At 72.0% G+C, this 12,702-nt stretch carries 14 protein-coding genes, 1 tRNA gene and 1 pseudogene; 11 read left to right on the plus strand and 5 right to left on the minus strand.

Annotation, left to right across the window (positions count from 1 at the left end):
* The 4 genes and pseudogenes from MNY60_RS21705 to MNY60_RS21720 form a co-directional block, all read left to right on the plus strand.
* A pseudogene (locus MNY60_RS21705) lies at positions 1 to 416 on the plus strand (hypothetical protein); the annotation flags it as partial.
* Positions 417 to 486: 70 nt separating this feature from the next.
* Complete coding sequence (locus tag MNY60_RS21710; protein ID WP_242341024.1) at positions 487 to 2,292, plus strand: arginine--tRNA ligase; 1,806 nt, start codon at positions 487 to 489, stop codon at positions 2,290 to 2,292.
* Between the two features lie 13 nt (positions 2,293 to 2,305).
* Complete coding sequence (locus MNY60_RS21715) at positions 2,306 to 3,022, plus strand: SPOR domain-containing protein (RefSeq protein WP_242341023.1); 717 nt, start codon at positions 2,306 to 2,308, stop codon at positions 3,020 to 3,022.
* 18 nt (positions 3,023 to 3,040) lie between these two features.
* Entirely contained in the window at positions 3,041 to 3,403 is a 363-nt protein-coding gene (locus tag MNY60_RS21720) for a cupin domain-containing protein (RefSeq protein WP_242341022.1), read from the plus strand.
* Positions 3,404 to 3,486: 83 nt separating this feature from the next.
* Here MNY60_RS21720 and MNY60_RS21725 read toward each other — a convergent pair whose 3' ends face one another.
* Positions 3,487 to 3,762: a hypothetical protein gene (locus tag MNY60_RS21725; protein ID WP_242341021.1), complete on the minus strand. Its 276-nt coding sequence runs from the start codon at positions 3,760 to 3,762 to the stop codon at positions 3,487 to 3,489.
* Positions 3,763 to 3,773: 11 nt separating this feature from the next.
* On the minus strand, positions 3,774 to 5,366 hold the full coding sequence (locus MNY60_RS21730) for an NAD(P)/FAD-dependent oxidoreductase (protein ID WP_242356660.1): 1,593 nt from the start codon (positions 5,364 to 5,366) through the stop codon (positions 3,774 to 3,776).
* A gap of 250 nt (positions 5,367 to 5,616) precedes the next feature.
* Between MNY60_RS21730 and MNY60_RS21735 the strand changes: the two genes are divergently transcribed.
* The 5 genes from MNY60_RS21735 (at position 5,617) to secG (ending at position 9,351) form a co-directional block, all read left to right on the plus strand.
* Positions 5,617 to 5,820, plus strand: coding sequence for a hypothetical protein (locus tag MNY60_RS21735; RefSeq protein WP_242356658.1), 204 nt, complete (start codon positions 5,617 to 5,619; stop codon positions 5,818 to 5,820).
* A gap of 199 nt (positions 5,821 to 6,019) precedes the next feature.
* Entirely contained in the window at positions 6,020 to 7,021 is a 1,002-nt protein-coding gene (gap, locus tag MNY60_RS21740; RefSeq protein ID WP_242341018.1) for a type I glyceraldehyde-3-phosphate dehydrogenase, read from the plus strand.
* A gap of 8 nt (positions 7,022 to 7,029) precedes the next feature.
* Positions 7,030 to 8,220, plus strand: coding sequence for a phosphoglycerate kinase (gene pgk / locus MNY60_RS21745; protein WP_242341017.1), 1,191 nt, complete (start codon positions 7,030 to 7,032; stop codon positions 8,218 to 8,220).
* Positions 8,221 to 8,224: 4 nt separating this feature from the next.
* Complete coding sequence (tpiA, locus tag MNY60_RS21750; RefSeq protein ID WP_242341016.1) at positions 8,225 to 8,986, plus strand: triose-phosphate isomerase; 762 nt, start codon at positions 8,225 to 8,227, stop codon at positions 8,984 to 8,986.
* Positions 8,983 to 9,351, plus strand: a complete 369-nt coding sequence (secG, locus tag MNY60_RS21755; protein WP_242341015.1) for a preprotein translocase subunit SecG — start codon at positions 8,983 to 8,985, stop codon at positions 9,349 to 9,351. Before tpiA ends, secG begins: the two co-directional genes overlap by 4 nt.
* Before the next feature lie 195 nt (positions 9,352 to 9,546).
* On the opposite strand, the gene MNY60_RS21760 is transcribed toward secG, so the two are convergent.
* The 3 genes from MNY60_RS21760 to MNY60_RS21770 form a co-directional block, all read right to left on the minus strand.
* Positions 9,547 to 9,628 (minus strand) — tRNA-Leu (locus MNY60_RS21760).
* 105 nt (positions 9,629 to 9,733) lie between these two features.
* The gene (fdxA, locus tag MNY60_RS21765) at positions 9,734 to 10,060 is read right to left on the minus strand and encodes a ferredoxin FdxA (protein WP_242341014.1); all 327 of its coding nucleotides are present in this window, start codon (positions 10,058 to 10,060) and stop codon (positions 9,734 to 9,736) included.
* Between the two features lie 32 nt (positions 10,061 to 10,092).
* Complete coding sequence (locus MNY60_RS21770; RefSeq protein ID WP_242341013.1) at positions 10,093 to 11,409, minus strand: inositol-3-phosphate synthase; 1,317 nt, start codon at positions 11,407 to 11,409, stop codon at positions 10,093 to 10,095.
* A gap of 156 nt (positions 11,410 to 11,565) precedes the next feature.
* On the opposite strand from MNY60_RS21770, the gene MNY60_RS21775 reads away from it, so the two are divergent.
* Both MNY60_RS21775 and MNY60_RS21780 read left to right on the plus strand, forming a co-directional pair.
* On the plus strand, positions 11,566 to 11,955 hold the full coding sequence (locus MNY60_RS21775; RefSeq protein ID WP_242341012.1) for a hypothetical protein: 390 nt from the start codon (positions 11,566 to 11,568) through the stop codon (positions 11,953 to 11,955).
* Between the two features lie 56 nt (positions 11,956 to 12,011).
* Positions 12,012 to 12,702 (plus strand): HesA/MoeB/ThiF family protein (locus tag MNY60_RS21780; protein ID WP_242361857.1); only part of this gene is annotated, 691 nt, incomplete at its 3' end.

Genomic DNA, 12,702 nt, shown 5'->3' on the forward strand with positions numbered 1-12,702 from the left:
CCCTCGACGCGGCGCCGCGCGCGGCGCTCCTCGCCTGGCCGGCGCTCGCGGCCGTCCCCGACGCCGCGTCCGCCGCGTCGTTCGTCGAGGCTCGCCTCGCAGCGCGCGGGGGCGACCCGGCGCTGCACCTCCTGCACGGACGCGCCCTGCACCGCCTCGGCCGGGTGGCGGACGCGCTCGCGGCGCTGCGGCGCGCGCTCGAGCGCGACAGGCGCGGGGAGGTGACCTGGGAGATGCGCGAGCTGCTCCGCCAGGCCGACGCGCCAGGGCCGGGGGAGCTCGCCGCGCGGCACGATCTCCTCGTGGCCGCGCTGCTCCGGCGGGGCCGCGCGCCCCGCTGCACGCGGTGCGCGGCCGACGCCCCCGTCCGCAGCTGGCGTTGCCGGCGCTGCGGCGCCTTCGACGCGTACGCATGAGGGCAGGGCGGGGCTCGCGGGCGAGTGCCCGCTTGCGCCCGCGGCGCGGCCCCGGTAGAGACTGCGCGCCATGGTGAGAGATCGCGTGATCGAGCTGTTCCGGCAGGCGCTCGCGAAGGGCGCCGCCGAGGGTCGCTGGCCCGTTCTCGAGGCGGCGTTCTCCGTGGAGGCGCCGCGCGACCCCAAGCACGGCGACTTCGCGGTGAACGCCGCGATGATGCTCGCGAAGCCGGCGGGCAAGCCGCCGCGCGAGCTCGCCCAGGCGATCGCGGCCGAGGTCCGCGCCGTCGACGCGCAGCACGAGCTCGCCGGGCTCGAGATCGCCGGCCCCGGCTTCATCAACGTCCGCCTCGCGCCGGACGTGTGGCTGCGGGCGCTCGCGCGCGTCGTCTCCGAGGGGGCCGCGTACGGGCGGACCGAGGTCGGAGGCGGCCAGAAGGTCATCGTCGAGTACGTCTCGGCGAACCCCACCGGGCCGATGCACGTCGGCCACGGCCGGGGGGCGGTGGTGGGCGACGGCGTGCAGAGCCTGCTCCGGTGGGCGGGCTTCGACGTCACCCGCGAGTACTACGTGAACGACTACGGCGCGCAGGTGCAGACGCTCGCGCGCTCCGTGCACCTGCGCTACCAGGAGTCGTTCGGGCGGCAGGTGACGATGCCGCCGAAGAGCTATCCGGGCGAGTACGTGAAGGACATCGCCGCGGCGCTGCGCGCCGAGCACGGCGATCGCTACCTCGACGCGCCCGAGTCCGAGTGGCTCACGCTCTTCCGCGATCGCGCCGTCGAGCACGTGCTCGGGCTCATCCGCGACGACCTCCGCGCCATCAACATCGAGTTCGACCGCTGGTCGTCCGAGAAGGCGCTCTACGAGTCGGGCACGGTCGACAGGTTCCTGCGCTTCCTCGAGGAGAAGGACCTCGTCTACGTCGGCAAGCTCCCGCCGCCGAAGTCCAAGAAGGGCGCTCCGGCGCCCATCGCCCAGCCCCACGGTGACCTCGACGAGGGCGTCTCCGCCGCCGAGGACCTCACGCTGTTCCGCTCGTCGCAGTACGGCGACGAGGTGGATCGGCCGGTGAAGAAGGCGGACGGCACGCCCACCTACTTCTGCGCCGACATCGCGTACCACTGGGACAAGCGGCAGCGCGCCGGAACCCTCGTGGACGTCCTCGGCGCCGACCACGGCGGGTACGTGCCGCGGCTCGAGGCCGCGCTCGAGGCGCTCGGCGCCTCGCGGAAGGACCTGCACGTCATCCTCATCCAGATGGTGAACCTGACCCGCGGCGGCGAGGCCGTGAAGATGTCCAAGCGGGCGGGGACGGTGGTCTCCCTGCGCGAGGTGGTGGACGAGGTCGGGCGCGACGCGACCCGCTTCATGTTCCTCACCCGCCGCTCCGACGCGCAGCTCGACTTCGACATCGAGCTCGCGAAGCGCCAGACGCTCGACAACCCGGTCTTCTACGTCCAGTACGGCCACGCGCGGCTCGCCCAGATCTTCGCGAAGGCGCGCGAGGGCGGCGTGGCGGTCCCCGAGTTCGACCTCGAGGCGGCCCGGACGCTCACCTCCGCGGAGGAGCAGGATCTCATCCGGCGCGTCGTGGCCTTCCCGGACATGCTCGCCGCGGCGGCCCTCGCGTACGAGCCGCACCGCGTCGCCTTCTACCTGCAGGAGACGATCGCGGCGTTCCACTCGTACTACACGCAGGGCAAGCGCAGCGGCGAGCGGGTCATCTCCGCCGACGCGCGCAAGACCGCCGGCCGGCTCTTCCTGTGCCGCGCGCTGAAGCAGGTGCTGGCGAACGGCCTCGGGGTCCTGGGCGTCGCCGCGCCGGATCGGATGGAGAGTCCGGAAACTCGCGATATCGCGGACGACGTCTAGAATCACGGACGCCATGCGCGATGAGAACGCCCGCGTCCGCGAGAAGTTCGAGCTCTCCCTCGATGGCCGGCAGATCGCGTCCATCGTCGTGGGCGCGCTCGTCATCCTCGGCGTCGTGTTCGTCCTCGGGTTGAACGTCGGCCGGCAGATCGCCACCCGGCAGGTCGACGCCGCCCGCGCCGGGGACCTCGAGGCCCTCGATCGGCCTCCCTCCACCCCGTCGCCCGGCGTGGACGACGCGTCGCTCACGTTTCACGATCGTCTCGTGAAGCAGAAGCCGGCGGCGACGCCGCCGGTCACGGCCGCGGCCGTCTCCACCTCCGCCGCGCCGCCGCCGAGCGCTCCGCCGAGCGCCCCCGCCAGGCCGCCTCCGGCGGTGGTCCAGGCCGCCTCCACGCCGCCGACCGCGGCCCCGGCGCCCGCCGCCCCCGCGCCGAAGCCTCCCGAGGAGAAGGCGGAGGTCCAGGCGCGCGCGGCGAAGCCGGCCCCGGCCGGCACGGGGGACTTCACCATCCAGATCGGCGCGACCCAGCAGCGCTCGGAGGCCGACCGCATCGCCGCCCGCTACCGCTCGCTGCGCCCGCGCGTCGAGACGGCGGACGTGCAGGGGAAGGGGCGCTGGTACCGCGTGCGCGTGGGGAGCTTCGAGAGCCGCGAGGCCGCGGAGCGCTATCGCAAGGACGTCGCGCGGGAAACCGGGGTCCCCGGGTTCGTCACCGCCAGCCGCTAGCCTAAAGTCCGATCCAGCATGACCACGACCTTCGACAGCCCGAAGCGCGTCGAGAAGCCCTGGGGCCACGAGCTCTGGTGGGCGCACACCGAACGCTACGTCGGCAAGCTCCTGCACGTGAAGGCAGGGTTCCAGCTCTCCCTGCAGTACCACGTGAGGAAGGACGAGACGATCCACCTCTGGAGCGGCGAGATGATCCTCGTGCTCAAGGACGGAGACCGGCTCGTCGATCACCGGATGCAGCCGGGCGACAGCTACCACGTGAAGCCCGGCACCGTGCACCGCATGCGCGCGGTGACCGACTGCGACGTGCTCGAGGTCTCCACCCCCGAGGTCGAGGACGTCGTGCGCGTTCAGGACGACTTCGGCCGGGTGAGCTAGCACGCCGCCGCCTCCCGCGTGCTGGCGGCTCTTTGCGGGGCGCGAACGGCGCTTCGCGGCGGCGCTCGGCTCCGGCGGGCGCTTTAGCGCGCGAAGAGGAAGCCGAGGCCCGCCGCGAGGGCGATCGCTGCGGCGACGAGCATCCCGACGCGCCGGGGATCGGCCCGCCGCTCGCGGACGCCGTGCAGGGCCGGCATCGCGCCTGCGCGGACCCAGCGCGGGGACGTCTCGGCCCGCACGAGGTCGTCCTCGGCGAGGAAGCCGTGCGCGTAGAGATCGTGCAGGTCGCCGAGCGACGGGACCACGAGCTCCTCCCCCTCGGCGTTCCGCACCCGGTACTTCATGCCGCGATCCCGCATCCGCTCCTCCGTCACGCCGCGCCGAGCTCGGCGCAGATCGCCTCCGCGACCTTGAGCCCGTCCACCGCGGACGACACGATCCCGCCCGCGTAGCCGGCGCCCTCGCCGGCGGGGTAGAGCCCCCGGATCCCCGGCGACTGGAAGTCCGCGCCGCGCACGAGCCGGCAGGGAGAGCTCGTCCGCGACTCGATGCCGATGAGCACCGCCTCGTCGGTCACGAAGCCTCGCATCCGTCGCTCGAACCCGCGCAGCCCCGCGCGGAGCGCCTCCTGGATCTGCGGAGGGTACAGCAGGGAGAGGTCGGAGGGGGTCACCCCCGGCCGGTAGGACGTCTTCCCGGGCGGCGCCCCGGGCCTGCGCGCGAGGTACGCGGCGAGCCGCTGGGCGGGCGCGTGGTAGGCGCCGCCCCCGAGCACGTAGGCGGCGCGCTCCCACTTGCGCTGCCACTCGAGCCCCGCGAGCGGGCCCTCGAAGCCCTCGGCCGCGAAGTCCTCCGGCGAGACGGCGACGACGATGCCGGCGTTCGCGACGGGCGACGAGCGGTGCGAGTTGGACATGCCGTTCGTGCACTGCATCTCGGGCTCGGTCGGCGTGGGGACGACCACGCCGCCCGGGCACATGCAGAAGGAGAACACGCCGCGCGCCGCGCCCGCGACCTTGGGGTTGTCGGCGAGCTTGTAGTCGGCCGGGGGGAGCCTGGGGTGGCGCGCGCCCGCTCCGTACTGGATCCGATCGATGAGCGGCTGCGGGTGCTCCGCCCGGAACCCCACCGCGAACGGCTTCGCCTCGATGGGCCAGCCGCGCGCGGCGAACAGCTCGAACAGCTCGCGGGCGCTGTTTCCGGGCGCCAGCACGAGCCGGTCGGACTCGAGCGAGCGGCCGTCGGCGAGGCGGAGCCCCGCGAGGCGGCCGTCGCGCAGCGCGAGATCGACCGCGCGCGCGCCCCACACGAACGTGCACCCGCCGCGCTCGAGCTCCTCGCGCATCGCCGAGATCGCCGCGGGCAGCACGTCCGAGCCGACGTGCGGCTTGCCCTCGACCACGATCCGCTCGACGTTCCCGAAGCGCGCGAACAGCTCGACGACCTTCCGCACCGCCGGGTGGTGGATGCGCGTCCCGAGCTTGCCGTCGGTGTACGCCCCCGCGCCGCCCTCGCCGAAGTTCATGTTCGACTCGGGATCGAGCGCGCCGCCGCGCATCAGGGCCGCCACGTCGCGCCGGCGGGGGCTCACGGTCTTGCCGCGGTCGACCACGATCGAGGGCACGCCGCGCTCGAGGAGCGCCCACGCGCAGAAGAGCCCCGCCGGCCCGGCGCCCAGGATGACGGGCGGCGCGGCGGGCCGCCGCACGGGTCCGGGCTCCGCCTCGGGCGCGGGGACCGGCGCGACGTCGGCGGGTGCGCCGCGGATCGCGCCCTCGACCTCGACCTCGAGGTTCACGAGCCAGCGCGCGTGGCCCTTCCTGCGGGCGTCGAGCGAGCGTCGCACGACGATCGCGTCGCGAAGGTGCTCGGCCGAGAGGCCGAGCCGCTCCGCGGCGCGGCGCGTCAGGAGCGCGTCGTCCTCGTCGAGCCAGAGCGGGAGGTTGGAGATCCGGTACCGCATCAGTTCCTCAGGGATGGCGCCGTCGAACCGCGAAGCGCGCTACGCGCCGTGCCCCTCTCGCAGGCAGGTCTGCGAAGGAGACTACGCACCGGCGCGACCGGCCTGGCAGGGCCTCGCCGCGTGCAAGTACCCGAAACGGCTGACATGGTGAAGCCTCGAAGGCGATGGCCCGCACCTTGCTCCCGGGGGAGCCATCGCGACACGGCGCGGTTCGTATCGCCGGTAGGGAGTGAACGCAATGGTGCCAGGCATGCTGGACGTGAAGGGAACGAAGATCCTCGCGAAGTCGCTCTTCAAGGAGCTGCGTGGCAACGGCTACTCGACGAACCAGATCCTGAGCCTCTCGACCGAGCTCATCGATCTCGTCACGCAGGACCTCAAGGGCGAGCACGCCGCCGCGGCCCAGGCGGCCGCCGCGCAGGAGAGCGCCGTCGAGGCGCCGCGGGCCCTCTGATCCGAAGATTACGCGAGGCTCGGCGCGACGTCGCGGCCTCGCCAGAAGTCGAGCGCGCAGGACCGGACGGCGCCGAGAGATCGGCGCCGTTTCGTTTCTTTCATCTCGGCCGCTCGCCCCCTTCCGTTTCCGTTGACGGTCCGGAGCCTCGTCTGTAGGTTACGGCCGCTTTTCAACCCCTTGGGAGGAGGGCAGCGCCATGGCACGTATCGCAATCAACGGGTTCGGTCGCATCGGTCGGTGCGTGCTCCGCGCGGCCATCGAGCGGGGCGAGAAGGACCTCGAGTTCGTCTCGATCAACGACCTCACGGACACGAAGACCCTCGCGCACCTCCTGAAGTACGACTCGGTGCACGGCGTGCTCGCCGCCGACGTGAAGGCGTCGGAGAAGGGCATCGTCGTCAACGGCAAGGAGATCGAGGTCACGGCCATCAAGTCCCCGGCCGATCTCCCGCACCAGAAGAACAAGGTCGACGTCGTCCTCGAGTGCACCGGCCTCTTCACGGAGCGGGAGAAGGCCGAGGGCCACCTCAAGGCGGGCGCTCCGCGCGTGCTCATCTCCGCGCCGGCCAAGGGCCCGGACATCACGGTCGCCTACGGCATCAACCACGACAAGCTCGACAAGGCGAAGCACAAGATCATCTCGAACGCGTCCTGCACGACGAACTGCCTCACGCCGGTCGCGAAGATCCTGCTCGAGAGCTTCGGCATCAAGCGCGGCCTGATGACGACGATCCACTCCTACACGAACGACCAGAACCTCCTCGACCTGCCGCACAAGGACCTGCGCCGCGCGCGCGCCGCGGCGCTGTCGATGATTCCCTCGACCACCGGCGCCGCGAAGGCGGTCGCCGAGGTCATCCCGGAGCTGAAGGGCAAGCTGCACGGCACGTCGGTGCGCGTCCCCACGCCGAACGTGTCGCTCGTCGACCTCACCGTCGAGATGGACCGGCCCGCCACCGCCGAGGAGATCAACGCGGCGTTCAAGAAGGCGGCGGAGGGGAGCCTGAAGGGCGTCCTCGAGTACTCGGACGGCCCGCTCGTCTCGGTGGACTTCAACCACAACCCGGCGTCCTCGATCTTCGACGCGACGAACACGTTCGTCGTCGAAGGGACCTTCGCGAAGGTCTTCGCCTGGTACGACAACGAGTGGGGCTTCTCGAACCGCATGGTCGACGTGGCGAAGTTCCTCACGAAGTGAGGGACGCCATGGCGCTCAAGACCATCGACGCGCTCGACCTCGCCGGCAAGCGCGTCTTCATCCGCGTGGACTTCAACGTCCCGCTCGACGAGCAGGGGCGGGTGACCGACGACGCGCGCATCCGCGCGGCGCTCCCGACGCTCCAGTACGCCATCAAGGCGCGCGCGAAGGTCATCCTCGGCTCGCACCTCGGGCGCCCGAAGGGCAAGCCCGACGATCGCAAGAAGTTCTCGCTCGAGCCCGCGGCCGAGCGGCTCTCGGCGCTCCTCAAGCAGGACGTCATCCTCGCCGACGACTGCGTCGGCGACGGCGTGAAGAAGCTCGTCCGCGATCTCAAGGAGGGAGAGGTCCTCCTCCTCGAGAACCTCCGCTTCCACCCGGAGGAGGAGAAGAACGACGAGGGCTTCGCGCGCGAGCTCGCGAGCCTGTGCGACGTCTGGGTGAACGACGCGTTCGGCACGGCCCACCGGGCCCACGCGTCTACGGCGGGCATGGCCGCGTTCGTGAAGGAGAAGGCGGCCGGCTTCCTCATCCAGAAGGAGGTCGAGTACCTCGGCAAGGCGCTCGGCACCCCGGCGCGGCCGTTCGTCGCGCTCATCGGCGGCGCCAAGGTGTCCGACAAGATCAAGGTGCTCGAGAACCTCATCGCGAAGGCCGACGCCGTCTGCATCGGCGGCGCGATGGCCTACACGTTCCTCAAGGCGCAGGGCGTCCCCGTGGGGAAGAGCCTCGTCGAGGAGGACAAGCTCGAGCTCGCGCGGCAGATCCTGGACCGCGCCCAGGCGCGCAACGTGGACCTGCTCCTGCCGGTCGATCACGTGTGCGGCGCGGAGCCGAAGGAGACCGCAGCGCGCGTGGTGGTGAACGACCGCGCGATCCCCGACGGCCTCATGGGCCTCGACATCGGCCCGAAGACGCTCGATCGGTATCGCCAGCGCATCCTGAGCGCGAAGACGGTGTTCTGGAACGGTCCCATGGGCCTGTTCGAGCAGAAGCCGTGGGCGGAGGGCACCTTCGGCGTCGCGAAGGCGATGGCGGACAGCCCGGCCATCACGGTCGTGGGCGGCGGCGACAGCGCCGCGGCGGTCGAGGAGGCCGGGCTCGTCTCCAAGATGAAGCACGTCTCCACCGGCGGCGGCGCCAGCCTCGAGTTCATCGAGGGGCGCGTCCTCCCCGGCATCCAGGTCCTCGAGGGATAGCGCCGTGCCCCGTCGAAAGTTCGTCTGCGGCAACTGGAAGATGCACAAGACCGTGGCGGAGACCACGGCGCTCGTCGGCGAGCTCCGCGCCGCGCTCGGGGACCTCGCCGGCAAGGTCGACGTCGCCATCGCCCCGCCGTTCACGGCGCTCGCCGCCGCGGTGGACGCGGCGCGCGGCTCCGGGATCGAGGTCGCCGCGCAGAACGTCCACTGGGAGAAGCAGGGGGCGTTCACCGGCGAGGTGTCCGCGCCCATGCTGGCCGAGGTCGGCTGCCGCCACGGCATCGTCGGCCACAGCGAGCGGCGCCAGCTCTTCGGGGAGACCGACGAGGGAGTGCGCAAGAAGGTCGGCGCGCTGCTCGCGGCGGGTGTCCGGCCGATCGTCTGCGTGGGCGAGACGCTGGCGGAGCGGGAGGCCGGGCGGACCCTCGAGATCGTGGACCGTCAGGTCAGGCAGGGGCTCGCCGGCCTCTCCGCCGAGGCCTTCGCCGCGCTGACGCTCGCGTACGAGCCGGTGTGGGCGATCGGCACCGGCAAGACCGCCACCGCGGCCCAGGCGCAGGAGGTCCACGCGGCCATCCGGAAGATCCTCCGCGAGCTCGCGAGTTCCGCGGCGGACCAGATCCGGGTACAGTACGGCGGCTCGGTCAAGCCCGAGAACGCCGCCGAGCTCATGGCGCAGCCCGATGTCGACGGGGCGCTGGTCGGCGGCGCGAGCCTCAAGGCGGCGGACTTCGTCGCCATCGTGAAAGGTGCACTCCGTTGATCACCCTCGTCACCATCCTGCACGTCCTCGTCTGCGTCTTCCTCATCCTCGTGATCCTGCTCCAGGCCGGTAAGGGCGGCGGGATGGGGGCGGCGTTCGGCGGGGCCGGCGCGCAGACCGTCTTCGGTGGGCGTGGCGCCCAGACGCTGCTCGGCAAGGTCACGAGCATCTCGGCCGGGATCTTCATGATGACCTCGGTCTTCCTCGCGTACAACGCGTCCCGCACGCACTCGGTGGTGCAGCGCGAGGCGAGCGTCCCGGCGCAGCAGCTCCCGGCCGCGCCCGGGCAGAGCCCGCTCTCGCCGCCGCCGAACGCGCCCGAGTCGACCCCGCCGGCGCCGGCCGCGCCGTCGCAGGGGAAGTAGTCGCTTTCCCGAGAATCCGCGCCTCGGCGCGGCGGAGAGGGGATCCGGGGTCCGGGTCCCCTCTTCGCGTTCGAGCGAGGCGCTCGCGCCCGCTGCCGGACGGGCGCCGCCGCCACCCGAGCCCCCGGCTCCCTCCGTGGCCCCGAAACGCCGAGAGGGGATCCGGTTTCCCGGATCCCCTCTCTCGTTCGCGAGTGCCCAGGGCGAGATTCGAACTCGCACGCCTTACGGCGCCACCCCCTCAAGATGGTGTGTCTACCAGTTCCACCACCTGGGCGTTCCGAAGCGGACGGGTTTCTAGCAAAGGGGCGACCGGCGCGCAATAGCGCAGTTCAGGGCGACGACGATCTCGCCGAGCGCCCGTGCGGCCGTCGCCGATCCGCTAGGCGCCCTCGAGGTACTGACGCTTCTCCTCGACGTCCTTCCACTGGTCCGCGTCGGGGAGCGGGTCCTTCTTCTCCGAGATGTTGGGCCAGGTCTTGGCGAGGTCGGCGTTGAGCTGCGTGTAGTCCTTCCACTTCGCCGGCAGGCTCTCCTCCGGGAAGATCGCCTTCGTGGGGCAGGCAGGCTCACACGCGCCGCAGTCGATGCACTCGTCGGGATGGATGACGAGGAAGTTGGGCCCCTCGTAGAAGCAGTCGACGGGGCAGACCTCGACGCAGTCGGTGTACTTGCACTTGATGCAGGGCTCGGCAACCACGTAAGCCATCGACGACCTCCTCTGTGGGGCCTCTGTCTAATCTACGGCTCGTAGTAGTCGAGCCCGAGGTGGGTGATGAGCTCCTCGCCCGCCAGGTGACGCAGCGTGTTCTTGAGCTTCGTGAGCTGGATGAACAGGTCGTGCTCCGGGTAGAGCCCCTCCGCGACCATCGGGCTCTTGAAGTAGAACGACATCCACTCCTGGATCCCGCTCATCCCCGCGCGCCGCGCGAGGTCGATGAAGAGGGCGATGTCGAGCGCCACCGGCGCGGCGAGGATCGAGTCCCGGCAGAGGAAGTTCACCTTGATCTGCATCGGGTAACCGAGCCAGCCCTTGATGTCGATGTTGTCCCAGCCCTCCTTGTTGTCGCCGCGCGGCCGGTAGTAGTGGATCTGCACCTTGTGGTCGAACTTGCCGTAGAGGTCGGGGTACAGCTCGGGCTGCAGGATGTGGTCGAGCACCGAGAGCTTCGAGACCTCCTTCGTCTTGAAGCTGCCCGGGTCGTCGAGCACCTCGCCGTCGCGGTTGCCGAGGATGTTCGTCGAGAACCACCCCTCGAGCCCGAGCATGCGCGCCTTCAGCATGGGCGCGAGCACCGTCTTCATGAGCGTCTGGCCGGTCTTGAAGTCCTTGCCGGCGATCGGCACGCCCTGCGCCTTCGCGAGCTGCTGGAGCGCGGGGATGTCGACGGTCAGGTTCGGCGCGCCGTTCGCGAACGGGATGCCCTCCTTCAGCGCCGCCCACGCGTAGATCATCGACGGCGCGATGGCCGGGTCGTTCGCCGCCATGGCCGCCTCGAACGCCTGGAGCTGGCCGTGCACCGCCTGGGGCTGCAGGTACACCTCCGTCGACGCGCACCACACCATCACCGCGCGCTCGCAGCCGTGCTCGCGCATGAACCGCCGGATGTCCTCGCGGAGCAGCTCGCCGAGCTCGAGCTTGTTCGCGCCGCGCTTGACGTTCGGGCCGTCGAGCCGCTTCACGTAGTCCGGCGAGAACACCGCCGTCATCGGCTTCACCGCCGAGAGCGGCTCCTTCAGCTTCTCGAGCAGGGACTCCTCGAGCACGCGGGCGTGGCAGGCGGACTCGTAGGCGTCGTCGGGGAACACGTCCCAGCCGCCGAAGCAGATCTGGTCGAGGGGGGCGAGCGGCACGAGCTCCTTGATGAGCGGCGTCCGGCGCTCCGTCCGCTTGCCGAGCCGGATGGTCCCCATCTGCGTGAGCGAGCCGATGGGCTTCGCGAGCCCTCGACGCACCGCCTCGACGCCGGCGATGAGGGTGGTGCCGACGGCGCCGAGCCCGGGGAGGAGGACGGCGAGCTTCCCGGACGCGGGGGCGATGGGGCGTGGCTTCTTCACGGAGCGTTCCTCGGAGGTGGGGGTTCCCCCCGAAAGGTTTCAGGGGGGCGGCGTCCCGGCAAGCCCTCCGGCGACGCGCGAGGCGAATGATTCCGCGAGGTCGCGTGCGGCGGGGGCGGGCTGGCGGGTTCTCCCCTCGGGGGGTACGATGTGCGCATGTCCGGAAGCTCCGCGAGCGAGCCGCTGGTGCTCTTCGTGCATCGCGGGACCTGGCAGGACCGCTACCAGGCCACGACGCTGGCGGTGACCGCGGCGGCGCTCGGCGACGCCGTGACGGTCGCGCTGTTCTTCGAGCCGCTGCGGCTCTGGATCGGCGGCCGCTTCGACGAGGGCGCGCCTCCCGAGGCCGGCCCGGCGCGCGTGGCGAGCCTCGTGGAGAGCCTGGAGGACGCGCGGCGCGAGCTCGGGCTCCGGGTGGTGGCGTGCGACACGGCGGTCCGGCTCGCCGGGCTCGTCCCCGACGACGTCCGCCCGCGGCTCGACGCGATCGCGACGCTGCCCTCGCTCTGGCGCGCCGCGCAGTCGGGCCGGGCGCTCGTGGTGTAGCGCCGCCGGGCGCGAGGGTTGCCGCCCCCTCTGGCGCGGGATATACGCCGTCCTTCATGAGCCTCTCCGGCAAGACCGCGCTGGTGATCGGAGCGGGCGGCCTCGGCGGGCCGGCGCTCCTCACGCTCGCCGCCGCGGGCGTCGGGACGCTCGTCCTCGTGGAAGACGACGCCGTCGAGACCTCCAACCTGAACCGGCAGCCGCTGTTCAAGGAAGGCGACGTCGGCCAGCGGAAGGCCACCGCCGCGGCCGCCCGGCTCCGGGCGCTCTTCCCCTCCGTGGCGGTCGACGCGCGCGATCTCCGCTTCGACGCTGGGAACGCCCTCGCGCTCGTCGAGGCGGCCGACGTCGTCGTGGACGGCTCCGACAACTTCGCCACGAAGTTCCTCGCGAACGACGCCGCGCTGCGCGCGCGGAGGCCGCTCGTCCACGGCGGGATCCTCCGGACCACCGCGCAGCTGCTCACCGTCTCGCCCGCGGGCATCGGCGGCTGCCTGCGCTGCCTGTTCGAGGCGCCGCCGCCGCCCGGGTCGGTGCCGTCCTGCGCCGAGGCGGGCGTGCTCGGCGCCACCGCGGGGTTCGCGGGGGCGCTCATGGGCGCGGAGGCCCTCCGGCTCCTCGCCGGCGAGCGCGGCGCCTACGAGGGCCGGCTCTACACGTACGAGGCGCGGTCCGCGCGCGGGCGGCTGGTGCTCGTCCGCAAGCGCGCAGGCTGCGCCGCCTGCGCCGGCACGCAGCCGCTCGAGG

This window comes from Anaeromyxobacter sp. SG17 (assembly GCF_022690695.1).
Taxonomy (GTDB): Bacteria; Myxococcota; Myxococcia; order Myxococcales; family Anaeromyxobacteraceae; genus Anaeromyxobacter; species Anaeromyxobacter soli.

Bases quoted from the DNA above. Each gene is read 5' to 3' on its own strand.
- MNY60_RS21725 (WP_242341021.1), bottom strand. From the start codon at position 3,762: ATGCGGGATCGCGGCATGAAGTACCGGGTGCGGAACGCCGAGGGGGAG.
- MNY60_RS21730 (WP_242356660.1), bottom strand. From the start codon at position 5,366: ATGCGGTACCGGATCTCCAACCTCCCGCTCTGGCTCGACGAGGACGAC.
- MNY60_RS21715 (WP_242341023.1), top strand. From the start codon at position 2,306: ATGCGCGATGAGAACGCCCGCGTCCGCGAGAAGTTCGAGCTCTCCCTC.
- gap (WP_242341018.1), top strand. From the start codon at position 6,020: ATGGCACGTATCGCAATCAACGGGTTCGGTCGCATCGGTCGGTGCGTG.
- MNY60_RS21775 (WP_242341012.1), top strand. From the start codon at position 11,566: ATGTCCGGAAGCTCCGCGAGCGAGCCGCTGGTGCTCTTCGTGCATCGC.
- MNY60_RS21735 (WP_242356658.1), top strand. From the start codon at position 5,617: ATGCTGGACGTGAAGGGAACGAAGATCCTCGCGAAGTCGCTCTTCAAG.
- fdxA (WP_242341014.1), bottom strand. From the start codon at position 10,060: ATGGCTTACGTGGTTGCCGAGCCCTGCATCAAGTGCAAGTACACCGAC.
- MNY60_RS21710 (WP_242341024.1), top strand. From the start codon at position 487: ATGGTGAGAGATCGCGTGATCGAGCTGTTCCGGCAGGCGCTCGCGAAG.
- pgk (WP_242341017.1), top strand. From the start codon at position 7,030: ATGGCGCTCAAGACCATCGACGCGCTCGACCTCGCCGGCAAGCGCGTC.
- MNY60_RS21720 (WP_242341022.1), top strand. From the start codon at position 3,041: ATGACCACGACCTTCGACAGCCCGAAGCGCGTCGAGAAGCCCTGGGGC.